Annotated in this window: 22 protein-coding genes; 8 read left to right on the top strand and 14 right to left on the bottom strand. The window is 56.4% G+C overall.

All coding sequences use genetic code 11. The features are described from left to right. Nucleotides 1-2: 2 nt before the first annotated feature. The 3 genes from ACZ3HG_RS16875 to ACZ3HG_RS16885 are packed head-to-tail and all read right to left on the bottom strand — an operon-like array spanning nt 3 to nt 3,119. A complete protein-coding gene (locus ACZ3HG_RS16875) occupies nt 3-1,208 on the bottom strand; it encodes a thiolase family protein (protein ID WP_465333493.1) in 1,206 nt (401 codons plus the stop codon). After that, nucleotides 1,171-2,682: a class I adenylate-forming enzyme family protein gene (locus ACZ3HG_RS16880; RefSeq protein ID WP_465333495.1), complete on the bottom strand. Its 1,512-nt coding sequence runs from the start codon at nt 2,680-2,682 to the stop codon at nt 1,171-1,173. The genes ACZ3HG_RS16875 and ACZ3HG_RS16880 overlap by 38 nt, the downstream gene beginning before the upstream one ends. Nucleotides 2,683-2,687: 5 nt before the next feature. Beyond that, nucleotides 2,688-3,119 (bottom strand): acyl-CoA thioesterase, encoded by a 432-nt coding sequence (locus ACZ3HG_RS16885; RefSeq protein WP_423244841.1) that lies wholly within the window; start codon nt 3,117-3,119, stop codon nt 2,688-2,690. 46 nt (nt 3,120-3,165) lie between these two features. On the opposite strand from ACZ3HG_RS16885, the gene ACZ3HG_RS16890 reads away from it, so the two are divergent. Continuing rightward, nucleotides 3,166-4,152, top strand: coding sequence for a zinc-dependent alcohol dehydrogenase family protein (locus ACZ3HG_RS16890; protein WP_191936159.1), 987 nt, complete (start codon nt 3,166-3,168; stop codon nt 4,150-4,152). Between the two features lie 62 nt (nt 4,153-4,214). On the opposite strand, the gene ACZ3HG_RS16895 is transcribed toward ACZ3HG_RS16890, so the two are convergent. The 8 genes from ACZ3HG_RS16895 to pdhR form a co-directional block, all read right to left on the bottom strand. Beyond that, complete coding sequence (locus tag ACZ3HG_RS16895) at nt 4,215-4,754, bottom strand: biotin transporter BioY (RefSeq protein WP_465333497.1); 540 nt, start codon at nt 4,752-4,754, stop codon at nt 4,215-4,217. Next, nucleotides 4,754-5,398 carry an energy-coupling factor transporter transmembrane component T family protein gene (locus ACZ3HG_RS16900; protein ID WP_137269066.1) on the bottom strand — a complete coding sequence of 215 codons (645 nt, stop codon included), beginning with the start codon at nt 5,396-5,398 and terminating at the stop codon, nt 4,754-4,756. Before ACZ3HG_RS16900 ends, ACZ3HG_RS16895 begins: the two co-directional genes overlap by 1 nt. Next, nucleotides 5,395-6,069, bottom strand: a complete 675-nt coding sequence (locus tag ACZ3HG_RS16905; protein WP_137269065.1) for an energy-coupling factor ABC transporter ATP-binding protein — start codon at nt 6,067-6,069, stop codon at nt 5,395-5,397. Before ACZ3HG_RS16905 ends, ACZ3HG_RS16900 begins: the two co-directional genes overlap by 4 nt. Before the next feature lie 13 nt (nt 6,070-6,082). Then, nucleotides 6,083-6,787 (bottom strand): SDR family NAD(P)-dependent oxidoreductase, encoded by a 705-nt coding sequence (locus ACZ3HG_RS16910; RefSeq protein WP_137269064.1) that lies wholly within the window; start codon nt 6,785-6,787, stop codon nt 6,083-6,085. 130 nt (nt 6,788-6,917) lie between these two features. After that, nucleotides 6,918-8,345, bottom strand: coding sequence for a dihydrolipoyl dehydrogenase (gene lpdA / locus ACZ3HG_RS16915; RefSeq protein ID WP_191934371.1), 1,428 nt, complete (start codon nt 8,343-8,345; stop codon nt 6,918-6,920). 300 nt (nt 8,346-8,645) lie between these two features. Further along, on the bottom strand, nt 8,646-10,244 hold the full coding sequence (gene aceF / locus ACZ3HG_RS16920) for a pyruvate dehydrogenase complex dihydrolipoyllysine-residue acetyltransferase (RefSeq protein WP_465333500.1): 1,599 nt from the start codon (nt 10,242-10,244) through the stop codon (nt 8,646-8,648). A gap of 14 nt (nt 10,245-10,258) precedes the next feature. Continuing rightward, nucleotides 10,259-12,922, bottom strand: a complete 2,664-nt coding sequence (gene aceE, locus ACZ3HG_RS16925; protein WP_191934121.1) for a pyruvate dehydrogenase (acetyl-transferring), homodimeric type — start codon at nt 12,920-12,922, stop codon at nt 10,259-10,261. Nucleotides 12,923-13,061: 139 nt separating this feature from the next. Then, entirely contained in the window at nt 13,062-13,826 is a 765-nt protein-coding gene (gene pdhR / locus ACZ3HG_RS16930) for a pyruvate dehydrogenase complex transcriptional repressor PdhR (RefSeq protein ID WP_191934372.1), read from the bottom strand. A 472-nt stretch (nt 13,827-14,298) separates the two neighbouring features. Between pdhR and aroP the strand changes: the two genes are divergently transcribed. The 3 genes from aroP to ACZ3HG_RS16945 all read left to right on the top strand — a co-directional run bounded on the left by aroP (nt 14,299) and on the right by ACZ3HG_RS16945 (nt 18,217). Next, nucleotides 14,299-15,654, top strand: a complete 1,356-nt coding sequence (gene aroP / locus ACZ3HG_RS16935) for an aromatic amino acid transporter AroP (protein ID WP_191934122.1) — start codon at nt 14,299-14,301, stop codon at nt 15,652-15,654. A gap of 170 nt (nt 15,655-15,824) precedes the next feature. After that, a complete protein-coding gene (locus tag ACZ3HG_RS16940) occupies nt 15,825-17,240 on the top strand; it encodes a glycoside-pentoside-hexuronide (GPH):cation symporter (protein ID WP_191934123.1) in 1,416 nt (471 codons plus the stop codon). Beyond that, entirely contained in the window at nt 17,237-18,217 is a 981-nt protein-coding gene (locus ACZ3HG_RS16945; RefSeq protein WP_191934124.1) for a glycoside hydrolase family 43 protein, read from the top strand. The genes ACZ3HG_RS16940 and ACZ3HG_RS16945 overlap by 4 nt, the downstream gene beginning before the upstream one ends. Here the strand turns inward: ACZ3HG_RS16945 and ampE are convergent. Together ampE and ampD are read right to left on the bottom strand one after the other, a co-directional pair. After that, nucleotides 18,188-19,042, bottom strand: coding sequence for a beta-lactamase regulator AmpE (gene ampE / locus ACZ3HG_RS16950; protein ID WP_191934125.1), 855 nt, complete (start codon nt 19,040-19,042; stop codon nt 18,188-18,190). The two genes, ACZ3HG_RS16945 and ampE, sit on opposite strands and share 30 nt — an antisense overlap. Continuing rightward, nucleotides 19,039-19,596 carry a 1,6-anhydro-N-acetylmuramyl-L-alanine amidase AmpD gene (gene ampD, locus ACZ3HG_RS16955; RefSeq protein ID WP_191934126.1) on the bottom strand — a complete coding sequence of 186 codons (558 nt, stop codon included), beginning with the start codon at nt 19,594-19,596 and terminating at the stop codon, nt 19,039-19,041. The genes ampE and ampD overlap by 4 nt, the downstream gene beginning before the upstream one ends. A 183-nt stretch (nt 19,597-19,779) precedes the next feature. On the opposite strand from ampD, the gene ACZ3HG_RS16960 reads away from it, so the two are divergent. From ACZ3HG_RS16960 to ACZ3HG_RS16970, 3 genes are all read left to right on the top strand, one after another. After that, on the top strand, nt 19,780-20,337 hold the full coding sequence (locus ACZ3HG_RS16960) for a fasciclin domain-containing protein (protein ID WP_191934127.1): 558 nt from the start codon (nt 19,780-19,782) through the stop codon (nt 20,335-20,337). 122 nt (nt 20,338-20,459) lie between these two features. Beyond that, entirely contained in the window at nt 20,460-21,005 is a 546-nt protein-coding gene (locus tag ACZ3HG_RS16965; RefSeq protein WP_191934128.1) for an RNA polymerase sigma factor, read from the top strand. After that, nucleotides 21,002-21,661 (top strand): anti-sigma factor, encoded by a 660-nt coding sequence (locus tag ACZ3HG_RS16970; RefSeq protein WP_191936154.1) that lies wholly within the window; start codon nt 21,002-21,004, stop codon nt 21,659-21,661. The genes ACZ3HG_RS16965 and ACZ3HG_RS16970 overlap by 4 nt, the downstream gene beginning before the upstream one ends. On the opposite strand, the gene ACZ3HG_RS16975 is transcribed toward ACZ3HG_RS16970, so the two are convergent. Further along, nucleotides 21,648-22,559 (bottom strand): LysR substrate-binding domain-containing protein, encoded by a 912-nt coding sequence (locus ACZ3HG_RS16975; RefSeq protein WP_465333504.1) that lies wholly within the window; start codon nt 22,557-22,559, stop codon nt 21,648-21,650. The two genes, ACZ3HG_RS16970 and ACZ3HG_RS16975, sit on opposite strands and share 14 nt — an antisense overlap. A 104-nt stretch (nt 22,560-22,663) precedes the next feature. Between ACZ3HG_RS16975 and ACZ3HG_RS16980 the strand changes: the two genes are divergently transcribed. Beyond that, nucleotides 22,664-22,984 carry a carboxymuconolactone decarboxylase family protein gene (locus ACZ3HG_RS16980; RefSeq protein WP_191936152.1) on the top strand — a complete coding sequence of 107 codons (321 nt, stop codon included), beginning with the start codon at nt 22,664-22,666 and terminating at the stop codon, nt 22,982-22,984.

A 22,984-nucleotide genomic window follows, 5' to 3' on the forward strand; every position in this document is an offset into this window, starting at 1 on the left:
CTTCAGATCGATACAGCCTGGAATAACGCGCTTAGCCCGAGGCCCCCGGCAATGCCCAGCATGGCCAGGCCAAAACCTTCTCCGTCCGGCTCCGCCAGCAGCTGGCTGAACAGTCGCGTGACCATGATTGCGCCGGAGGCACCGTAGGGATGGCCCAGCGCAATCGCTCCGCCCTGTAAGTTAATGCGCTGCTCATCAATACCCAGTGCATCAACCGACCCCAGCACCTGGGCAGCAAAGGCTTCGTTAAATTCAATCACCGCGATGTGGCCGATGGTCAGAGCCGGCTGGCGGGCCAGCAATTTTTGCGTGGCAGGTACCGGCCCGAGACCAAGCAGGTTAGGGTCGACGCCGGCACTACAGGCATCGGCAAAAAGCAGCCCGCGGGTAAAGCCGTACTCGCGGGCTTTGCGACGGCTCATCACCAGCATCAGCGACGCGCCGTCGTTGAGCGGGCAGCAGTTGCCCGCCGTCACCGTCCCTCCGGCGGCAAACGCCGGGGGCAGCGCCGCCAGTTTCTCCAGCGATGTGTTGGCGCGAGGACACTCATCCACCGCCACCCACTGCCCTTTCACGCTGACCGGTACAATTTCCTGACGGAACGCTCCCTGCTGTTGGGCGGCCAGCGCACGCTGATGGCTGCGCAGGGCAAAGCGATCCTGTCGTTCACGGCTGATGCCGCACTGGCACGCTACATTTTCCGCCGCGATCCCCATCTCCGGGTCACCAATATCATCCGGGGAGAACTGTGCGCGGCCGTAAAAACGCGGCATCTGCTTCAGCGAGGCGGGCTTTTCCACCCGCCACGGCGCGGTACTGACGCTTTCGACGCCCCCCGCCAGATAACACTCCCCCGCCCGGGCCTGCACCAGGCGGCAAGCCTGGATCACAGCTTCCAGCCCGGAGCCGCACTGACGATCCACCGTCACCGCCGGAACGGAGAGCGGCACGCCCGCCGCCAGTGCCGCCAGCCTGGCAATATTGCCGCCGCCGCCGGTCGCATTGCCGATGATGACCTCATCTATGGCGTTAAAACCCGGTGGCAATGCTGCCATGATGTGCTCAAACAGAGGGGCCAGTAGCCCTTCCATCGGTACTCCGGCAAAAACACCGTAGGCCCTGCCGACGGGCGTGCGCCGCGCCACTACAATCACCGGCTTCGCGTCATCGTCAGGCTGATAATTCAGTAAGCTCTGTGCTGCTGCCATGTTGTGCGATCCTTTTTTCCAGCCCGGCGCGCTCGATTTTGCCGCCCGGCGTCAGCGGCCAGCGCGTAATATGATAAAACTGGTGGGGTTGTTTATATTTTGCCAGCACTGAACGACAGCGCTGGGGGAGCAGATGCAGATCGTCCGCCGCCGCTTCCACGATGGCCACCATCTTTTTGCCCGCATACTCATCATCAACGGCAATCACGACCGCTTCAATAATGCCCGGCAGTGATTTAATCGCGGACTCTATTTCGGCAAGATAAATATTATTCCCCCCGCTGAGGATCATATTTCCCCGGCGACCAATCACGTGCAGGCACTGTTTTTCATCCAGATAACCGATATCCCCTGCCGTCGCTATAGCGCCCTGTTTCACAAAGGCGCTGCCCTCATCGCCCCATAGATACCGGTCGATAATTTGTTCGCTGCGGATATAAATGGTTCCGGGCTGATTGTGCGACAGTCGCTTACCGTCATCATCACAGATGCTGATGTGTACGCCGGGAAAGGCCTGCCCGACCGTCGCCAGCGAAGCCTGGATGTCGGCCTCATCCGGCGTGGACACGGCGATAAAACCGAGTTCAGAAGCCCCGTAATACTCCTGTATCCGCGCGGCGGGAAACAGCATCCGGGCCTGACGATAGTGGTTCAGTTCCAGCTTAGCGCCGGCGCTGACCAGACTGCGCAGGCTGGGGCAGGCTGCGGACCCCACAGCGCGGGCAAATCCGGCGATCATCGTGGGCACGACCACCAACCGTTCAATCTGCTGCCGGGCGATCAACGCCAGTACGGATTCCGGTTGCCACCGGCCGGGGCTGTAAAAGGTCCCCCCCGCGTACAGCGTTTCGTTCAGGCAATACAGTCCAATGCCGTTTGAAAGCGGGCCGGGAAACAGCGTCGAAGGGCCTCCCTGCAGGCCAAAGATCGCTTCGCCGTTTTCCAGGCTGGCCCGCCAGGATCGCCGCGAACGGATAAACGCTTTCGGCAGGCTGGTGGTGCCGGAGGTAAAGTTGATTAAAAACGGCGTCCCGGCCTGCATCCCCCCGGTAAAGGCGCTATCGTCCGATACATCAGGGTGGCTTTGCCCGCCGTCGATATCCCGCCAGCGAACCGACAATCGGTCGGCCTGCGCTTTCAACGTCTGATCCCCGGCTGGCAGCAGCAGGCAATCAGGATTAAGCCTGTGCAGGATGTCATTCAGCTGCGCTGCGGGCGTCTGCGGGTCGATAATAGCGGCGGTAAAAGGCTGGGCGCTGGCGGCCAGCCAGGCCACGGGAAAGGTAATATCATTCCCGGCGGCAATAGCAACAATCCCGCTGCCGCCGGCAGGCCTTTCACGCAAGAGGGTTTGGTACAGCGCCAGTGCGCTCTGCCACAGCTGCTGCCAGCTCAGGGTGGCACCGGCAATATCCACAGCGATCTGCGCAGGATGGCGCTCCGCATGGTATTTTACTTTGTCATGTACCGGCATAACACTCAGGCCCCGGCAAACGAAAAGTGGTGCATCAGCGCCTGACGTGCTTCATCGGGGATGGGGCAGGGTTTATGATCCGTCAGCCCCACGCATACCCAGATTAATTTCCCCTCGGCGCTCAGCGTGGTGCGATCCTCACACATTAAGCGGATGGTAAAAATCAAACTGCTGTTACCCATTTTCTCAATCAGTACCTGAGGGATAACAACATCGTCCACCGACAGGGGATGAAAGAATGTGGCTTCACATTTTTTGACATGATAGGCAACGCCTGCGGTATGCGGGCGAAATAAAGGCAGAATTTCAGCACGGCGAAAGGCATTGACGACGGCATCTTCACAATAATCTAAATAGACTGAATTATGCACGTGGCCGTTTAAATCTATATCCCGCATTGATACGCGAAATGCTTCGCTATTATACTGTTCCTGCATAAAAATCATAAACCTGTAAACCGGACAACACGAAAGAAAATATACCATGAAAGAGACTTTATTCACCAGAGCCGTCGTCCGGGAGTTCGGCAATATCAGTCACGTTATGCAGCTTGAACAACAGGCTTTGACGCCATTAGCCACAGGCCAGGTCCGGGTTAAAATGGCGTTTGCCACTATTAACCCCTCCGATATTATTACGATTTCCGGGGCCTATCGTTCGCGTATCACCCTGCCCTTTGTGCCCGGGTTTGAGGGCATGGGCCGGATCAGCCAGAGCGACGATCCCAGCCTGCGCGTCGGCCAGCGCGTCCTGCCGGTGGGCAGCATGGGCGCATGGCAACACTATAAAGACAGCGATGCGCAGTGGTGCTTTACCCTGCCTGACTTTGTCACCGACCAGCAGGCGGCCACCAGCTATGTTAATCCGATGACCGCGTTACTGATGCTGACAGAAGCGCTTGAGCGCTCACCGGGGATGCAGATTATTATCAATGCGGCCAACTCGGCCATCGGCAAAATGCTGATCCGCATTGCCAACCACCTGGGGCTGATGCCGATCGCCATCGTGCGTAAAGCTGAAAACCTCAGCCTGTTTAGCGGGTATGCCACCAGGCAGGTGTTGAACAGCAGTGCGGAGACATACCCGCAGGCGCTGGCCGCCATTGCCCGTCAGGGTGGCGCCGCAGCCATCCTCGACTGCATTGGCGGTGAAGCGTCGCTGATGCTGGCACAGGCGCTGATGCCGGGCGGGCAGTTTATCCACTACGGCCTGCTGTCAGGTCAGCCGATCCCGGCCACCTTCTGGCGCAGCCGCCCGGATATTCGTTTTTCCCACTTCCATCTGCGGCAGTGGGTACATCATCATGATAAGGCGCTGGTCCAGCGCAGGATCAATGAAGTCATGGCGCTGATCCGGGATGGCGTGATTGCGACCGACATTGTCGCTGAATATGCGCTGGAGGAGATCGATAAAGCGGTCAAAGACGTGCAGTCCGGGGAGCTGAAAGGGAAAATTCTACTGCGGCTCTGAGGCGGAGAGGCTGCAGTCAGGGCCGATCGACAAGCCGGTCGGCCGCTGCTGCTGCACGCAGGTCAGTCTAAGGTGGGATACGCCCGGCGCACGGCACGGACAATCAGCACCGCCAGCCCCACTTTCACCATATCGCCTGGCAGGAAACCCAGTGAGCCCAGCGCGGCCTGCTTAAGGGGTAACCCGGCCACCACGGCAATCCACGGAATGCCCGCAGAGTAAATCACCACGACACCCCCCAACGCGAGGATCAGCCCCTCTTTGACTACCGTCAGCGAGCGCAGGAAGCGCTGGTAGAGATTACCTATCAGCAGCGCCGCCAGCGGCCACGCCAGAAGAAAGCCCCCGCTGGGGCCAAAGAAGATCCCCAGGCCGCCACGGCCTCCGGCCAGCAGCGGCAGGCCAACCGCCACCAGAACGACAAACAACACCATCGCCAGCGCGCCACGCCTGGCACCGGCAATCGCCCCCGCCATCATGGGGCCTAAGGTCTGGGCGGTGATCGGCACCGCAATCACCGGCAGGCTGAATGCCGGGAACAAGCCCAGCGCAGCGGTGATCGCGGCGAAAAGCGCAATATAAACAATATCTCGGGTGGACATTACGAGCCTCTCACTTTCTCTGCATCGGTACGCTCAGGGCGCAGTTTGGGGTCCCAGGCACGGGCTTCCAGCGCTGCCGCAATATCATCGGCCATCTTCAGGGTGCGAACGATCACCGGGATAGCAATGGCAATGACGCTGCGATCCAGCCCGCGCGCTTTTTGCGCTTCGCGCACTTCAGCCACGATGGCCGCCAGTACCGGAATAAACCGCATCGCCAGCGACAGCGCCAGGCTGACCTTCGCCGGATTGATACGTAAATAACGCAGCCAGAACAGACCTTTCTCCAGCGCGTCAATCATCTCAGTGGTACGCGTGGTAAGGGTCACCAGCGCCGCCATCAGCATCAGCGCCGCCAGCCGGGCAATCACCAGCACGCCGGACTGCCAGTTCACCATCCACCACTGCACGGCAAACAACAGTGCCAGCACCCACAGCAGCGGCTTAAGCTGCAGCAGCATGATATGCGGTGAGATACGCGCCAGCGGATAGCACAGTCCCACCAGCAGCAGGGCGACCAGCGAAGTTTCCAGGCGCGGGAAGACAAACAGTAGCGTGCCCAGCAGCGCCAGGGTGAGGATCTTCAGCCCCGGCGGCAAGCGATGTATGATCGAATGTCCCGGAATATAATCACTCAACATCATGACATCATCCTGACATACTCTTTCAATGCTATGTGAGGCAGATCATCAATCACCACCTGACCGTGGTCAAACACCAGTACGCGGTCAAAATCCTGCAAAAACTCCAGATCGTGGGACACCACGATAGCCGTCTGGTCGAGATCGGCAATCGCCTGCGCAATACGCCGCTTGTTGCGCAGATCGAGCAGCGTGGTCGGTTCATCGAAAACGATATATTCTGGCTCCATGACCAGCACCCCGGAGATGGCCAGCAGCTGCTTCTGCCCGCCGCTAAGGAGATGTGCCGGATGCTGACGCAGGTCCTGCATGTCATAGCGCGCCAGCGCCGCATCGGTGCGTTCGCGGATCACCTGTTTCGACAGTCCGAGGTTTTTCATACCGAAGGCGAGATCTTCCTCCACCACCGGGAAGACAATCTGGTTGTCCGGGTTCTGGAACACAAACCCAACCTTCCGCCGCACCGCTTTCCCCTGCTGACGGGTGTTCAATCCGTCAACCAGCACCTCGCCCTGTTGGGGTAATAACAGGCCGTTCAGCAGGCGGGCAAAAGTGCTTTTGCCACAGCCGTTGCTGCCGACAATGCCGATGCGTTTTTCCGTGAGTTGCAAATGAAGGTTATCGAGGACTTTCCGTTCGCCGTAAGCATGCGAGACCCCTTTCAGTTCCAGCATAATACCTCCTGGTTCAGACAGGTTGACGCGGACGATACTGCCGCCCGATGGTCAGCTGCTCCACCACTGCAGCAGGAGACAACGACATCACAAAGTCCACGGCGCGACAGAGGTCGTCGGTGCTCAGCATCTCGTCGACTGTCAGGCCAGAGCCCTGTGCCATATCGGTGTCCACGACATCGGGGCACAGCGTGGTCACTTTAATCCCCTGTGCGCCCAGCTCACGGGCAATCGAACGGCTGTATCCGACCAGCGCGTGTTTGCTGGCGGCATAGCTGGCCACGCTGCCGTAAGGCTGTACGCCACTGACGGAGGCAAGATTAAAGATGCGCCCCTCAGCGGATTTCAGCAGCCACGGGGTACACAGCTGGCACAGATGGTGGATAGCGGTCACGTTAGTGGCAAGCAGCGCGCTGAAATCAGACAGCGGGGTCTGCGTAGAGCCGGGACGAAAAATGCCGGCGGCGTTGATCAGTACATCAAGCTGGCGGTTCGCGGCCAGCGCCTGCGGCACCTGCTGTGCAATAGCAGGATAATCACACACGTCGAGCGCCAGCGTCTGTACGCGGGCAGGATCGAAGGTGCTGGCTAAGGCGTTCAGCGCCTGCGCATTCCGTGCAATTAATATCAGGTGGTAGCCCTGCGCATAAAAATGGCGGGCAAGATGGTGGCCGATACCGCGTGAGGCACCGGTGATCAGGGCAACTTTACTGGACACAACAAGCCTTTTTACCGGTCAGAAATTGCCTGCAAAGATACGCGATTTTGCGGCATTCTGCGCGGTTTTTTCGGCGTAGCAGATAGCAAAACGGCCCCCGCAGGAGCCGTTATTTAAACCTTATGGCGAATTATTTCTTTTTCGCTTTCGGGTTTGGCAGATCGGTAATGCTGCCTTCAAAGATTTCCGCCGCCAGGCCAACCGATTCATGCAGGGTTGGGTGAGCGTGGATGGTCAGCGCCAGATCTTCGGCATCACAACCCATCTCGATAGCCAGACCGATCTCACCCAGCAGTTCGCCGCCGTTGGTTCCGACAATAGCACCACCGATGACACGGTGTGTCGCTTTGTCGAAGATCAGTTTGGTCATACCGTCTGCACAGTCGGAAGCGATAGCACGGCCTGATGCCGCCCACGGGAAGGTGGACGTTTCATAGCTGATGCCTTTCTCTTTCGCTTCTTTCTCGGTCAGACCGACCCAGGCGACTTCCGGCTCGGTATAGGCGATCGATGGGATCACTTTCGGGTCGAAGTAATGCTTCAGGCCCGAGATCACTTCTGCTGCCACGTGGCCTTCATGCACGCCTTTGTGCGCCAGCATTGGCTGACCGACGATATCGCCGATTGCATAGATGTGCGGCACGTTGGTACGCATCTGCTTGTCGACGCGGATAAATCCGCGATCGTCCACTTCCACACCGGCTTTGCCTGCATCCAGACCTTTACCATTCGGTACGCGGCCGATCGCCACCAGCACCGCATCGTATCGCTGTGGTTCAGAAGGGGCTTTTTTGCCTTCCATCGTGACGTAGATGCCGTCTTCTTTGGCTTCTACGGCGGTCACTTTGGTTTCCAGCATCAGGTTGAACTGCTTAGAGATGCGCTTGGTGAAGACTTTCACCACATCTTTGTCAGCCGCCGGGATCACCTGGTCAAACATTTCGACCACGTCGATCTGCGAGCCCAGTGCGTGATACACGGTACCCATTTCCAGACCGATGATGCCGCCGCCCATAACCAGCAGACGCTCTGGCACTTCTTTCAGCTCCAGCGCATCGGTAGAGTCCCAGACGCGCGGATCTTCATGCGGAATGAAGGGCAGTTCAATCGGACGGGAACCCGCGGCGATGATAGCGTTGTCGAAAGTGATAACAGTTTTAGAGCCGTCTTCTGCTGTCACTTCCAGGGTGTTAGCGCCGGTAAATTTACCCAGGCCGTTCACCACATTCACTTTACGGCCTTTTGCCATGCCGGCCAGGCCACCGGTCAGCTGGGTGATCACTTTCTCTTTCCAGCTGCGGATCTTATTCACGTCAGTCTGTGGCTTACCGAACACGATACCGTGTGCTTCCAGCGCTTTGGCTTCTTCAATCACCTTCGCCACGTGCAGCAGGGCTTTAGAAGGGATACAGCCAACATTCAGACAAACACCACCGAGGGTGCTGTAACGCTCAACGATCACGGTCTCCAGACCAAGATCCGCTGCACGGAAGGCTGCAGAGTAACCTGCAGGACCTGCCCCAAGTACCACGACCTGAGTTTTAATTTCTGTACTCATCATGACCTCTTATTTGATTGTCCGGCGGGTCAGAGCTTATACCCTTCATACTTGAACCTGCATCTGTGTTGGCTACGCTCGCTCACCCAAATCACTGACTTATGAAAGCTCATCAGGATCCACTCACTTGCCGCCTTGATGCAGTTCCAATTATTTTGGATAGAATTTTCAACGTCCTTCTTCCACCGGGACGCGTTCACCGCAAGAGTTTACAGAATTGTTAATAAACTGCAAACCACGGTGCCACGAATCACTACAACAACTTACAAGAAGGCCGGCTTCCGCCGGCCTTCTTCATGGTTACATCACCAGACGGCGAATATCAGCCAGTGCGTTATTGATGATGGTAATGAAGCGCGCACCATCAGCACCGTCGATAACGCGGTGGTCGAAGGAGAGCGACATCGGCATCATCAGACGCGGCGTGAACTCTTTACCATTCCAGACCGGCTCAATGGCAGACTTGGAAACACCGAGGATAGCCACTTCCGGCGCGTTAACGATTGGCGCGAAGTGGGTTGTCCCGATACCGCCAAGGCTGGAGATGGTGAAGCAACCGCCCTGCATTTCGCCAGCAGTCAGCTTGCCATCACGCGCTTTTTTGGAGATAGCCATCAGCTCACGAGACAGTTCAGTGATGCCTTTCTTGTTCACGTCCTTGAACACCGGAACCACCAGACCGTTTGGCGTATCAACCGCCACACCGATGTTGATGTATTTCTTCAGCGTCAGCTTCTGCGCGTCTTCAGACAGTGAGCTGTTGAAGCGTGGCATCTGCTCAAGCGCTGCCGCCACCGCTTTCATGATGAACACCACCGGGGTGAACTTCACATCCAGCTTACGCTTCTCTGCTTCAGCATTCTGCTGCTTGCGGAATGCTTCCAGCTCAGTGATGTCGGTTTTGTCGAAGTGAGTCACGTGTGGGATCATCACCCAGTTACGGCTCAGGTTAGCACCAGAGATTTTCTGGATGCGGCCCAGTTCCACTTCTTCGATTTCGCCGAACTTGCTGAAGTCCACTTTCGGCCATGGCAGCATGCCTGGCAGACCACCACCCGCTGCAGCCGGGGCTTCAGCACGTTTCACCGCGTCTTTCACGTAGCTCTGCACGTCTTCTTTCAGAATACGGCCTTTACGTCCGGTGCCTTTGACTTTCGCCAGGTTTACACCAAATTCGCGTGCCAGACGGCGGATCACCGGCGTGGCATGAACGTAAGCGTCGTTCTCAGCAAACTCTGACTTGGCTTCTGCTTTAGCAGGAGCCGCAGCCGGGGCCACTTTTTCTTCCTGTTTAGCCTGAGCTGGAGCCGCAGCCTCAGTGCTCTGGGCAGGTGCAGCCGCTGGTGCAGCCCCCTCTACCTCAAACACCATCACCAGAGAACCGGTGCTGACTTTATCGCCCGTGGCGATTTTGATCTCTTTAACCGTACCTGCAAATGGTGCAGGCACTTCCATTGAGGCTTTGTCGCCTTCAACGGTGAGGATCGACTGTTCAGCTTCAACTTTGTCGCCGACTTTAACCATGATCTCAGTGACTTCAACTTCGTCGCCGCCGATATCCGGTACGTTGACCTCTTTCGCTGCGCTGGCCGCCGGGGCCGCTGCAGGTGCGGCCGGAGCCGCTTCTTCTTTCTTCTCTTCGGCCGCAGCCGGTGCGGCTGCACCGCCTGCCGCTTCGAAGATCATGATCAGTTTGCCGGTTTCGACTTTATCGCCGGTAGCCACTTTGATCTCTTTAACGACGCCAGCCTGTGGGGAAGGCACTTCCATTGAGGCTTTATCACCCTCAACGACCAGCAGTGACTGCTCAACTTCAACAGTGTCGCCCACTTTGACCAGAATCTCGGTGACTTCAACTTCGTCTGCACCGATGTCCGGGACATTAATTTCGATAGCCATTACTCTATTACCTCTTATGCCAGGCGTGGGTTAACTTTATCAGCATCGATCTCGAACTTAACGATGGCATCAGCCACCACTTTTTTGTCGATTTCGCCACGTTTAGCCAGTTCACCCAGGGCTGCAACCACCACGTAAGATGCGTCCACTTCGAAGTGGTGACGCAGATTCTCACGGCTGTCTGAACGACCGAAGCCGTCAGTACCCAGCACGCGATAGTCGCTGGCAGGGATATAGCTGCGAACCTGCTCGGCGAACAGTTTCATGTAGTCGGTTGATGCCACGGCAGGGGCATCGTTCATCACCTGAGCGATGTACGGCACGCGAGGCTCTGACGTTGGGTGCAGCATGTTCCAACGCTCACAGTCCTGACCATCACGGGCCAGTTCGGTGAAGGAGGTCACGCTGTAGATGTCCGAACCTACGCCGTAATCTTTCGCCAGGATGTCAGCCGCTTCACGCACGTGGCGCAGGATAGAACCTGAACCCAGCAGCTGTACTTTACCTTTGCTGCCTTCTTTGCTGTCCAGTTTATAGATACCTTTACGGATACCCTCTTCTGCACCGGCCGGCATAGCTGGCATATGGTAGTTTTCGTTCAGCGTGGTGATGTAGTAATACACATTTTCCTGCGCTTCGCCGTACATACGCACCAGGCCGTCATGCATGATGACTGCAACTTCATAAGCGTAAGCCGGATCGTAGGAGATACAGTTCGGGATAGTCAGAGACTGAATATGGCTGTGACCATCTTCGTGCTGCAGACCTTCACCGTTCAGTGTCGTACGACCAGAAGTGCCGCCCACCAGGAAGCCGCGTGCCTGCTGGTCACCCGCTGCCCAGCACAGGTCACCGATACGCTGGAAACCGAACATGGAGTAGTAGATGTAGAACGGGATCATTGGCAGGTTGTTGGTGCTGTAAGACGTTGCCGCCGCCAGCCACGATGCGCCTGCACCCAGTTCGTTAATCCCTTCCTGCAGGATCTGACCTTTTTCGTCTTCTTTATAGTAAGCAACCTGCTCACGGTCCTGCGGCGTGTACTGCTGGCCATTCGGGCTGTAGATACCGATCTGGCGGAACAGGCCTTCCATACCGAAGGTACGCGCTTCATCCGCAATGATCGGCACCAGACGATCTTTGATCGACGGATTTTTCAGCATCACGTTCAGGGCACGCACGAAGGCGATGGTGGTCGAGATCTCTTTGTTCTGCTCATCCAGCAGCGCACGGAAATCTTCCAGCACCGGCATATCCAGCTTCTCGCTGAATTTCGCTTCACGGGTTGGCAGGTAGCCGCCCAGTTTTTCACGCTGACCGTGCAGGTAGTTATACTCTTCAGAACCTTTTTCGAAGGTCACATACGGCAGTTTTTCAATGGCTTCATCACTGACCGGTACGTTGAAACGATCGCGGATGTAGCGTACGCCATCCATGTTCATTTTCTTGACCTGGTGCGCGATGTTCTTGCCTTCTGCCGTCTCGCCCATACCATAACCTTTAATGGTATGTGCCAGAATCACCACAGGTTTACCTTTGGTGTCCTGGGCTTTTTTCAGTGCGGCAAAGACTTTCTTCGGATCGTGACCACCACGGTTCAGGGACCAGATCTCGTCGTCGGTCATATCTTTAACCAGCGCTGCGGTTTCCGGATATTTACCGAAGAAGTGCTCACGAACGTAGGCACCGTTGCGGGATTTGAAGGTCTGATAGTCGCCGTCAACCGTTTCATTCATCAGCTGGATCAGTTTGCCGCTGGTGTCTTTACGCAGCAGTTCATCCCAACGGCCGCCCCAGATAACCTTGATCACTTCCCAGCCAGCGCCACCGAAGATGCCGTCCAGTTCGTTAATGATCTTGCCGTTACCGGTGACCGGGCCATCCAGACGCTGCAAGTTACAGTTGATGATGAAGACCAGGTTATCCAGTTTTTCACGGGTCGCGATGGTGATCGCCCCTTTAGATTCTGGCTCATCCATCTCACCGTCGCCCAGGAAGGCATAAACGGTCTGCTGAGAAGTATCTTTCAGGCCACGGTGTTCCAGATATTTCAGGAACTTAGCCTGATAGATTGCACCCAGTGGGCCCAGGCCCATGGAAACGGTCGGGAACTGCCAGAAGTTAGGCATCAGTTTAGGATGCGGGTAAGAGGACAGGCCTTTACCGTCAACTTCCTGACGGAAGTTGTTCATCTGGTCTTCGGTCAGGCGACCTTCCAGGAAGGCACGGGCGTACACGCCCGGCGAGATATGGCCCTGGAAGTAAACCAGATCGCCGCCGTCTTTTTCGGTGCGCGCACGGAAGAAGTGGTTAAAGCACACTTCATACACAGTGGCAGAAGACTGGAAGGAGGACATGTGGCCACCCAGATCCATATCTTTCTTTGATGCACGCAGAACGGTCATGATGGCGTTCCAGCGAATAGCGGAACGGATACGACGCTCTAAAGACGTGTTGCCCGGGTATTCCGGCTCATCTTCAACGGCGATAGAGTTAATGTAGTTACTGGCTCCCGCACCGGCAGCCACTTTCACGCCGCCTTTACGTGCGCCGCTCAACACCTGGTCAATCAGATACTGTGCGCGCTCAACACCTTCTTCACGGATGACCGATTCGATCGCTTCTAACCAGTCGCGAGTTTCGATCGGATCCACGTCATTATTTAAACGTTCTGACATGGGGGGTATTCCTTATCTGTGTCTAATTACGTTGAATTGTCTGGAGCCTGTCTCTTTGTGCTCTGGTTCACTTCAAAACACAAAGAGACAGGCCCGTCGTTTATACCTATACAGGTACGTGCCGCGTTATATTTACGCGTTAGTCCTTACGTTGCTGTAAACGTCTCAAGGAGCGCTCTCTACGACTTTGCTCCCGACTTCTGTCCAGCAATATTTCCTCGATAAACGCCAGGTGGCGGTGTGAAGCTTCGCGTGCCTGCTCGGGCTCACGTGCCACAATCGCCTCAAAAATACTGGCGCGGTGGCTACTTACTTTCTCCAGCATCTCACGACGCGAGTAGAGCAATTCAAAGTTCTGTCTGACGTTCTGTTCCAGCATCGGGCCCATGCTGCGAAGTAGATGTAAAAGCACCACATTATGAGCCGCTTCTGTGACAGCAATCTGATATTGCATCACGGCATCGGCTTCTGCGTCGAGATCGCCGCTTTGCTGGGCGGTCTGGATCTGCAGATGACAGTCGCGGATGCGCGCCAGATCGTCGTCAGTGCCGCGCAGTGCGGCGTAATAGGCGGCAATCCCTTCCAGCGCATGTCGTGTTTCTAACAGGTCGAACTGGGATTCAGGATGGCCGGCAACTAATTCTACGAGCGGATCGCTCAGGGTTTTCCACAAATGGGTCTGGACGAAGGTTCCTCCCCCCTGACGGCGGAGTAACAGGCCCTTGGCTTCCAGACGCTGTATCGCTTCACGCAGAGAGGGGCGGGAGACGTCAAACTGTACAGCCAGCTCTCGCTCGGGCAGCAGTTTCTCTCCAGGGCGCAGCGTCCCTTCCATAATCAGGGACTCAAGCTGCTGTTCGATAGCATCAGAAAGCTTCGGTTGGCGGATCTTGCTGTAGGCCATCATCCCTTCTTTTCGATTTGCCAGAGTAAATTGGTAATACCAATTGCAAAAAGGAGCCCGTAAAGTAACAAAGTATTCACCTGATGTCCATATGGTGACCCGCTGAATCCAGACCGTCGTCTCTTTCACAATCATAGCCTAAGCTGAAAAACTGTCGGGCTCTTACCGGGCGGGGTAAATGTTAAATTTCGTCACTTTTTCGAAAGGCGGCAGCAGGTTAGTGGATAAACAGCGATGTCACCATAAGAGAATGTTATTCGTCATTCTTGCTGATTTGTGACAGAAAATGAGAATGATAAAACTGAGAGCGATCGTTGATTTTTTGGGCATTCTTTCGCACAGAAAGCAAAAGCGAGTGCATTAGCGGTCACTTAACACTATTCTCTTCGCCAGGATAGGTTTTGCCCTATTTTCGCTTACACGACAGCGTAAAGTTTTTAATACATTAAAAAATAATAAGTACGAGGTTTCTATGGAACAACAGCAGGGCGAAACGCTGAAGCGTGGTCTGAAAAACCGCCATATCCAGCTGATTGCATTAGGCGGTGCCGTCGGTACTGGCCTGTTTCTGGGCAGTGCATCGGTGATTCAATCCGCAGGTCCCGGCGTGATACTTGGCTATGCCATCGCCGGGTTTATCGCCTTCCTGATTATGCGCCAGTTGGGCGAAATGGTAGTGGAAGAGCCTGTTGCAGGCAGCTTCAGCCACTTTGCCTATAAATACTGGGGTAATTTCGCCGGTTTCGCCTCCGGCTGGAACTACTGGGTCCTGTATGTGCTGGTCGCAATGGCCGAACTGACCGCAGTGGGCAAATATATCCAGTTCTGGTACCCCGATATCCCCACCTGGATGTCTGCCGCCGTTTTCTTTGTGCTGATCAACGCGATCAACCTCACCAATGTCAAAGTGTTCGGTGAAATGGAGTTCTGGTTCGCGATAATCAAGGTCGTTGCCGTCGTGGCGATGATCCTGTTCGGCGGCTGGTTGCTGTTCAGCGGTACCGGTGGCCCGCAGGCCAGCGTGCGTAACCTTTGGGAACAGGGGGGCTTCCTGCCGAATGGCTTTAGCGGCCTGATCATGATGATGGCCATCATCATGTTCTCTTTCGGTGGTCTGGAGCTGGTCGGTATCACGGCGGCAGAAGCCGATAACCCGGAAACCAGCATTCCCAAAGCCACCAACCAGGTGATCTACCGTATCCTGATTTTCTATGTCGGCTCACTGGCCGTCCTTCTTTCACTGATGCCGTGGACGCGTGTCACTGCCGATACCAGCCCGTTTGTGCTGATTTTCCACGAGCTGGGCGATGCCCTGGTGGCCAACGCCCTTAACGTCGTGATCCTGACGGCGGCGCTGTCGGTGTACAACAGCTGTGTTTACTGTAACAGCCGTATGCTGTTTGGCCTGGCGCAGCAGGGCAACGCCCCGAAAGCGCTGTTGAAAGTGGACGGTCGCGGTGTGCCGGTGATCTCCATTCTGTTCTCCGCCGTGGCCACTGCCCTGTGCGTGCTGCTGAACTACCTGATGCCGGGCGAGGCTTTTGGCCTGCTGATGGCGCTGGTGGTTTCTGCTCTGGTCATCAACTGGGCGATGATTAGCCTGGCGCACATGAAGTTCCGCCGTAAGAAGGACCAGCAGGGGATTAAAACCCGCTTCCCGGCCCTGTTCTACCCGTTGGGTAACTGGATCTGCCTGTTATTCCTGGCCGGTATCCTGGTACTGATGGCGATCACCCCAGGCATGGCAATCTCCGTCTGGCTGATCCCGGTATGGGTACTGATCCTCGCCGTCGGCTACTGGGTGAAAAACCGCACTCAGCGCGGATAATCATCACCTTCGCTTCTGATTCGGCCAGCATAAGCTGGCCGAACTGTTATCTGCCTCACACTTTCCCCTCCCCAGGCGTTTTGTCCATCTCTGCGACGTTTTGCACCTGCGCACAGCGCGCGATAAGCGTGAATACTCTCGATCACGAATGATACGCGGGAGAATAATCCATGAAGAGCACCAGGCTCTCAGTCAGAGAAAAAATTGGTTACGGGATGGGCGACGCCGGATGCAATATGATCGGCGGTGCCATCATGCTTTTTCTTAACTATTTCTACACTGACGTCTTCGGCCTTGCCCCGGCGCTGGTCGGGGTGCTGCTGCTGTCAGTCAGGGTAATCGATGCCGTGACGGACCCGATTATGGGCGCGATTGCCGACCGCACGCAGAGTCGCTGGGGGCGGTTCCGCCCATGGCTGCTGTGGATCTCCCTGCCCTACGTGCTGTTCAGCGTACTGATGTTTACCACGCCAGACTGGACCTACAACAGCAAGGTGATCTGGGCATTCGCCACCTACTTCCTGATGTCCCTGACCTATACGGCGATCAATATTCCTTACTGCTCGCTGGGCGGCGTGATCACCAGTGACCCGGGTGAGCGTGTCTCCTGCCAGTCGTACCGCTTTGTGATGGTTGGCGTCGCCACCCTGATCCTCTCGCTGACGCTGCTGCCGCTGGCGGACTGGTTTGGCGGTGACAATAAGGCGCGCGGCTACCAGATGGCTATGGGTGTGATGGCGCTGGTCGCCCTGATGATGTTTCTGTTCTGCTTTGCCACGGTGCGCGAACGTATTCATCCGGCCGTCCCCACTCATGACGACCTGAAGGGGGATCTGCGGGACGTGTGGAAGAACGATCAGTGGGTGCGTATTCTGCTGCTGACCTTCTGCAACGTCTGCCCCGGCTTTATCCGCATGGCCGCCACCATGTACTACGTCACATGGGTGATGCAGCAGTCGACCCACTTTGCCACGCTGTTTATCAGCCTGGGCGTGGTTGGCATGATGGTGGGTAGCACGCTGGCAAAGGTTCTGACCGACCGCTGGTGTAAACTGAAAGTCTTCTTCTGGACCAATATTGCGCTGGCGATCTTCTCTGGCGGGTTCTACTTCCTCGACCCGCAGGCCACCATGCTGGTGCTGGTGATGTACTTCCTGCTGAATATTCTGCATCAGATCCCTTCACCGCTACACTGGTCGCTGATGGCCGATGTGGATGACTACGGTGAGTGGAAAACCGGCAAACGTATCACCGGTATCAGCTTTTCCGGCAACCTGTTCTTCCTGAAGGTCGGGCTGGCAGTGGCCGGGGCGATGGTCGGCTTCCTGCTCTCCTGGTACGGCTACAATGCCGGGGCAAAACAGCAGAGCCCGGCCGCTTTAAACGGCATCGTCCTGCTGTTTACCGTGATCCCGGCGGTGGGTTACCTGATCACCGCCGGTGTGGTGCGCCTGCTGAAAGTGGACCGTACGCTGATGCTGCAAATCCAGAGCGACCTGGAACAGCGCCGCACTAACTATCAGGAGCTGAACGATTACCACAACAGCAAAGAGCTGAAAACAAAACCACAAGGAGCCGCACGATGAGCCACTGGCCTAACCCCTTAATCGAACAGCGTGCCGACCCGTTTATACTGCGCCATCAGGGAAGCTACTACTTTATCGCTTCGGTGCCGGAGTATGACCGGCTGGAGATCCGCCGCGCCACCACGCTGGACGGACTGGCAGAGGCCCGGGCGGCAGTCGTCTGGCACAAGCCCGAACGCGGGCCAATGAGTGCATTAATATGGGCACCCGAGCTGCATCTGATTGACGGGCAGTGGGTGATCTATTTTGCTGCCGCGCCGTCACAGGAGATCAAACAGGGCTTGTTCCAGCACCGGATGTTTGCCCTCACCTGTGATGATGCCGACCCGCTCAGCGGAAAGTGGGTGGAGCGCGGGCAGATCCTGACCCCCATCGACAGCTTTGCGCTGGATGCCACCCACTTCGTTCATCAGGGGAAAAACTGGTATCTGTGGGCGCAGAAAGATCCGGCTATTCCCGGAAATTCCAACCTCTATCTGGCAGAGCTGGCCACCCCGTGGCAGATCAAGGGCCACCCGGTGATGATCAGTCGCCCGCAGTATGAATGGGAGTGCGCCGGTTTTAGCGTGAATGAAGGCCCGGCGGCCATTCGCCACGGTCAGCGGCTGTTTGTCAGTTATTCTGCCAGCGCTACCGACGAGAACTACTGCATGGGATTGCTCTGGATTGATGCCGACGCGGATCCGCTGCAGGCGGCAAACTGGCAAAAATCTGCCGCACCGGTCTTTACCACCAGCTGGGAAAACCGCCAGTATGGCCCCGGACACAACAGTTTTACTACGGGTGAAAACGGCGAGGATGTGCTGGTCTATCACGCCCGTAACTACACCGAAATTGAAGGGGACCCGCTGTATGACCCTAATCGCCATACGCGGATAAAAACATTCCGCTGGGATGCCAGCGGCATGCCGCAGTTTGGCACGCCACCGGCGGATACGGATACGACGCTACACCAGCGTGCCGTAAATCGTCAGTAACGCCACCACCACGACCACAACCAGCGACACTTTTTTTGCCAGCGCAACCGCGATACGCGGGGTCTCCACCTTATCGAGGTGGGGATCGCGCGCCAGAGAGAACTGAGCCAGTCGCGTCAGTACCTGGTACTGAGACGTGTGGCGGTCGCCCAGCGAAGCGAACCAGGCAGGCAGCGCACGCTCACCGTGCCCCAGCAGGGCATACGCGACACCGACCAGGCGTACCGGGACCCAGTCAACCCAGTGCAGAATGGCATCCACACCTGATTGTGCCCGCGCCAGCGGGTTCTGCTGACGTGCCAGCCAGCTCTGCCACGCTCGCAGAAAAGCGTAGCCGACCAGCAGCACCGGCCCCCACGGCCCCCCCACCACAAACCAGAACAGCGGTGCCAGGTAAAACCGGTAGTTGATCCACAGCAGTGCATTTTGCAGCGCTGACAGAAACTCACGCTCACTGCACTCCGGAGGAACACCGTGGATCAGCGTTAACTCTTCAATCATCGCCTGGTGTGCATCACGATCGTTGTGGCTGGCAGCTTTCAGATAAGCGTGATAGTGCAGGCGTACCGACCCGGCCCCGATGCACAACAGGCCAATGACGATCCAAAACAGCAGCTTAGGCACACCAAAAAACAGCCCTTTCAGCGCCAGCAGACATAGCGCAACCGCCGCCATCATCAGTACGGTCATCAGTAGCGTGCGAAGCAGAGAGAAGTGGCGGCGGGCGCGGAATAACGGTATTAAATGATGGTCAAGCTGCCAGTGCTCGCCCATTTTAAACAGTCTTTCCCATCCCAGAACCAGTAACAGGCTGAATAACGTCATAGCTTCACTCCCGTATGCTCAAGGTCAGCATGATAACGCGCCCAGTCAAAAGAGGGGCCCGGGTCCGTTTTACGTTCAGGCGCAATGTCGCTGTGCCCGGTGATGTGCTGTGCCATAGCGGGGTAGTGCTGTGTCAGTAATGCCGTCACTGCACACAGCGTCTGATATTGTGCATCGGTATAGGGCAGCGTGTCCGTCCCTTCCAGCTCAATACCCACGGAAAAATCATTGCAGGCCTCTCGCCCCTGATAGCGTGACACGCCGGCATGCCATGCACGCAGGTGAAAAGGGACGTACTGCACGATTTCACCATCGCGACGAATAAAACAGTGTGCTGAGACCTTTAAATGGCAGATATCAGCAAAGTACGGGTGAATGCTGGGATCAAGCTGTCCGGTAAACAAGTCGTCGACCCATGGGCCGCCAAATTCACCGGGTGGCAGACTGATATTGTGGATCACCAGCAGTGAGGGGGATTCCCCTTCCGGTCGCTGATTACTGTGCGGCGACGGCACCTGCCGTACCCCCGAAATCCACCCATCTTGCAGCTGCATACCGCTTCTCCTGTGTTCAGACTCCAGCAGATTAACATGATTTTTTTCTGCTGAATCAAACTTATCTGCCGCTCATTTTACCCTGTGAGAAAATATTTTTACTTTTTTGCATCCGATTTCACTCCTCATCCGTAGATAGCTATGTGAGGCAAAAATGCCTTCTCTTACGCTAAGGAACTCATCATGAAAACGTTCATCCGTACCGCCCTGTGTGCTTCAATGCTGTTCAGTGCTGCATCCATGGCTGAGATGTCGAGGAATACCGTGATGGTGGGTGGGGCCGCCATGTCCCCTTCCCATAATATCGTTGAAAATGCCCTGAATTCGAAAGACCACACGACACTGGTGACCGCGGTGAAAGCAGCCGGCCTGGCAGAAACCCTGCAAGGTCCAGGCCCGTTCACCGTCTTTGCGCCGACCAATGCCGCCTTTGCCAAACTGCCGGCAGGCACCGTGGATAATCTGCTGAAACCGGAAAACAAAGCCACGCTGACCAGCGTGCTGACCTATCATGTGGTCGCCGGAAAATATGATATGAAAGCGCTGATGAAAAAAATCAAACAGGGGAACGGCAGTGCAGAGCTGAAAACTGTTAACGGTGCCCCTCTGTGGCTGATGATGAACGGCCCTCACAATATCCAGGTAAAAGATGATAAAGGCAACGTCGCCAATATCAGCACCTATGATGTGCAGCAAAAAAATGGCGTGATTGATGTTATTGATACGGTACTGATGCCTTAATCCATCGTGTGCCAACACTCGGGAAAAACTAAATATACCCGCTGATGTTAAAATAAAGGGTATATAATTGGTGCAGCAGGTTTTTTTACACTCCTTCTGCACCTCTTTTTTCAGGATGCTTCATGACGGACGACGTAACGGATAGCCAGATTTTATTTATGAAGGCCATCGCGGCCGGTGATAAACAGGCATTTGAGGCGACCTACCGCCGTTATTCACCTTACCTTTTTGCCATTGCACTGCGTATGTTACGCCGTCGCGACTGGGCAGAAGAGGTGCTGCATGACAGCTTCCTTATCGTCTGGCAGCGTGCTGACAGCTTTGATCCGGCACTCAGCGCCCCTAAAACCTGGCTTACCAATATTGTGCGCAACCGCGCGATTGATTATTTGCGCCTGCAGGATAACCGTGTCGACGCGCTGGAAGAGGATGACGATCTGTTCGCCATGACGCCCCTCAGCGCTGACTTACCTTCAGGATCAGAATCACGCAGACTGACAGACTGCATGACACAGCTGTCGTCTGAACAGCGTCAGAGCATCACGCTGGCGTATTATCAGGGATTGTCACATAGCGAAATTGCGCTGCACCTGGAACAACCTGCGGGAACCATTAAAAGCTGGATCCGCCGTGCATTAACTCAACTGAAAGAGTGTGTGGGCATATGAAAAGCAGACGCGATTTTGACTCAGCCCTGGCCGCAGAATATGCCCTTGGCACGCTGCGCGGTGCCGCACGTCAGCGTTTTGCCCGCCGCCTGCTGCAGGAGCCTGAGCTGGCGGCAGAAGTCAGCCGCTGGCAGAATTCACTGGCTGAACTCGACCAGCAGGTGACTCCCGTTCCCCCTCCTGAAGCCGTCTGGCAGCGAATATCCCGTGGGCTTCCCGCTGACATTGCGCCTGCACACCGCCCGCGCTGGCCCTGGGTGGGATGGGTGCTGGCCGCCTCCTTTGCCGGAGCGCTGCTGTATACACAGTTCAGCGTGCCGCCAGCACAGCAGGCCATTGCGGTACTTAACGGTGACAGCCAGCAGGGGTCCTGGGTCGTCAGCCTCAGCCCGGATAAAACGCAGCTGATGGTGGAGGCCGTCAATGCCCCGGCCATTCAACCCGACCACAGTTTACAGCTCTGGCTCATCCCGCCAGGTGAGAAACCGCAGTCTCTGGGGCTGGTGACAGAGGGAGAGCGTCAGCGCGTTGACGTCACGTCACGCCAGATAGCACAGCTACCGACGCTGGCGATCAGCCTTGAGCCGCGCGGCGGTTCCCCGACCGGACAACCGACAGGGCAGGTACTGTATAGCGGTAAAATTATGCCTTTGTAGCCAGACTGGCCTCGGGTAAAACCGGAGCCAGTTGCGCCAGCAGTATCGCGCGCAGGCGCGCGGCGGCAGGCGGTAATACCTCCTGCCCCTGAAGCAGTGCCATGCCCAAATCCCCGACCGGCGGCAGCAGCGGATGATGTAAGACCTGCAGCCCCTGCGGAAGCCCAAACTGAGTGCGCAGGGTCACGCCCAGTCCGGCGGAGGCCGCGGCCCAGAGTCCGCTCAGGCTTCTGCTGGTAAAAGCTACCCGCCACGGTATGGCGGCGTGATCCAGTGCATCGATTCCCCGGGTGCGCATCAGACAGGGTGCCTCAAACAGCAACAGCGGCAACGCCTCACCCTGCTCTAACCATTGCGCCAGCTGAAACCCTTCACGCCCTATCCAGCGCAGTGCGGCGGCCGGCAGCGGCTGCGTAAAGCGTGACGTGTCATCCCCCTGCCAGCACAATGCCAGGTCAAGCTCCCCCTGACGCATTCCCTGCAGTAATTCACTGTTACGGCCAATGCGTGCAGAGACCTGTATCAGCGGATGTGCCCGCGAAAACTGCCCCAGCAGTTCCGGCAGCACGATCTCACCAAAATCTTCCTGTAACCCTATGCGCACGCTACCGCCAATATCCCGACCGGACAGCGCACTGAAGGCCTCATCATTGAGCGCCAGTAATCGCCTGCCATAAGCCATCAGCAGCTCGCCGTTATCAGTCAGTGCCAGCCGTCGCCCGGCCTTCTGTAACAGCGGCAGCCCTGTTTGCTGTTCCAGTTTTTTTAGCTGCGCACTAACGGCGGAGGTCGAGCGACTCAACCGGTCGGCGGCCTGGGCAAAACTCCCCAGTTCAATACCGAGCACAAACGTGCGTAACGCATCCAGATCGAAAGTCATACGTTTAAACGACTGCATTCATCATCCTGTTTTTCGGGATTATCGATACGAATATATGCGATTTTATAAACTATTTTTACGTTCTATGCTGCTGTCTTCTTCCACAGAAAAGGAACAGCCGCATGACAGCACCGCTTGACCGTGACAGCCTGGCCAGCGTGTCCCCCGTGCTTGCCGCCATTACAGAACAGACTCTGTTTGGCACGATCTGGCAGCGTAGCGAATTAAACAAACGTGAACGCAGTCTGATCACCCTGGCCGCGTTAATCGCGCTCGGCCGCCACCAGCAGTTACCCTGGCATCTGGATTTCGCCCGGCAGAATGGTCTGACTGACAGCGAAATCGCGGAAGCGATGACACATCTGGCGTTTTATTGCGGCTGGCCCGCAGCCGTTTCAGCACTCAGCCTGCTGCCTCAGCCAGGCAGCAAACCTCAGGAGTAA

The sequence above is a fragment of the Erwinia sp. PME.40.26/001 genome (assembly GCF_055556675.1).

Excerpts from the sequence above, each read along its gene's own strand:
- ACZ3HG_RS16900 (WP_137269066.1), bottom strand. The coding sequence starts at position 5,398 with ATGATGTTGAGTGATTATATTCCGGGACATTCGATCATACATCGCTTG.
- ACZ3HG_RS16965 (WP_191934128.1), top strand. The coding sequence starts at position 20,460 with ATGACGGACGACGTAACGGATAGCCAGATTTTATTTATGAAGGCCATC.
- ACZ3HG_RS16980 (WP_191936152.1), top strand. The coding sequence starts at position 22,664 with ATGACAGCACCGCTTGACCGTGACAGCCTGGCCAGCGTGTCCCCCGTG.
- ACZ3HG_RS16905 (WP_137269065.1), bottom strand. The coding sequence starts at position 6,069 with ATGCTGGAACTGAAAGGGGTCTCGCATGCTTACGGCGAACGGAAAGTC.
- aceF (WP_465333500.1), bottom strand. The coding sequence starts at position 10,244 with ATGGCTATCGAAATTAATGTCCCGGACATCGGTGCAGACGAAGTTGAA.
- ACZ3HG_RS16890 (WP_191936159.1), top strand. The coding sequence starts at position 3,166 with ATGAAAGAGACTTTATTCACCAGAGCCGTCGTCCGGGAGTTCGGCAAT.
- ACZ3HG_RS16960 (WP_191934127.1), top strand. The coding sequence starts at position 19,780 with ATGAAAACGTTCATCCGTACCGCCCTGTGTGCTTCAATGCTGTTCAGT.
- aceE (WP_191934121.1), bottom strand. The coding sequence starts at position 12,922 with ATGTCAGAACGTTTAAATAATGACGTGGATCCGATCGAAACTCGCGAC.
- ACZ3HG_RS16885 (WP_423244841.1), bottom strand. The coding sequence starts at position 3,119 with ATGCAGGAACAGTATAATAGCGAAGCATTTCGCGTATCAATGCGGGAT.
- ACZ3HG_RS16945 (WP_191934124.1), top strand. The coding sequence starts at position 17,237 with ATGAGCCACTGGCCTAACCCCTTAATCGAACAGCGTGCCGACCCGTTT.
- lpdA (WP_191934371.1), bottom strand. The coding sequence starts at position 8,345 with ATGAGTACAGAAATTAAAACTCAGGTCGTGGTACTTGGGGCAGGTCCT.
- ACZ3HG_RS16975 (WP_465333504.1), bottom strand. The coding sequence starts at position 22,559 with ATGCAGTCGTTTAAACGTATGACTTTCGATCTGGATGCGTTACGCACG.
- ampE (WP_191934125.1), bottom strand. The coding sequence starts at position 19,042 with ATGACGTTATTCAGCCTGTTACTGGTTCTGGGATGGGAAAGACTGTTT.
- ampD (WP_191934126.1), bottom strand. The coding sequence starts at position 19,596 with ATGCAGCTGCAAGATGGGTGGATTTCGGGGGTACGGCAGGTGCCGTCG.
- ACZ3HG_RS16875 (WP_465333493.1), bottom strand. The coding sequence starts at position 1,208 with ATGGCAGCAGCACAGAGCTTACTGAATTATCAGCCTGACGATGACGCG.
- ACZ3HG_RS16940 (WP_191934123.1), top strand. The coding sequence starts at position 15,825 with ATGAAGAGCACCAGGCTCTCAGTCAGAGAAAAAATTGGTTACGGGATG.
- ACZ3HG_RS16880 (WP_465333495.1), bottom strand. The coding sequence starts at position 2,682 with ATGCCGGTACATGACAAAGTAAAATACCATGCGGAGCGCCATCCTGCG.
- pdhR (WP_191934372.1), bottom strand. The coding sequence starts at position 13,826 with ATGGCCTACAGCAAGATCCGCCAACCGAAGCTTTCTGATGCTATCGAA.
- ACZ3HG_RS16895 (WP_465333497.1), bottom strand. The coding sequence starts at position 4,754 with ATGTCCACCCGAGATATTGTTTATATTGCGCTTTTCGCCGCGATCACC.
- aroP (WP_191934122.1), top strand. The coding sequence starts at position 14,299 with ATGGAACAACAGCAGGGCGAAACGCTGAAGCGTGGTCTGAAAAACCGC.
- ACZ3HG_RS16970 (WP_191936154.1), top strand. The coding sequence starts at position 21,002 with ATGAAAAGCAGACGCGATTTTGACTCAGCCCTGGCCGCAGAATATGCC.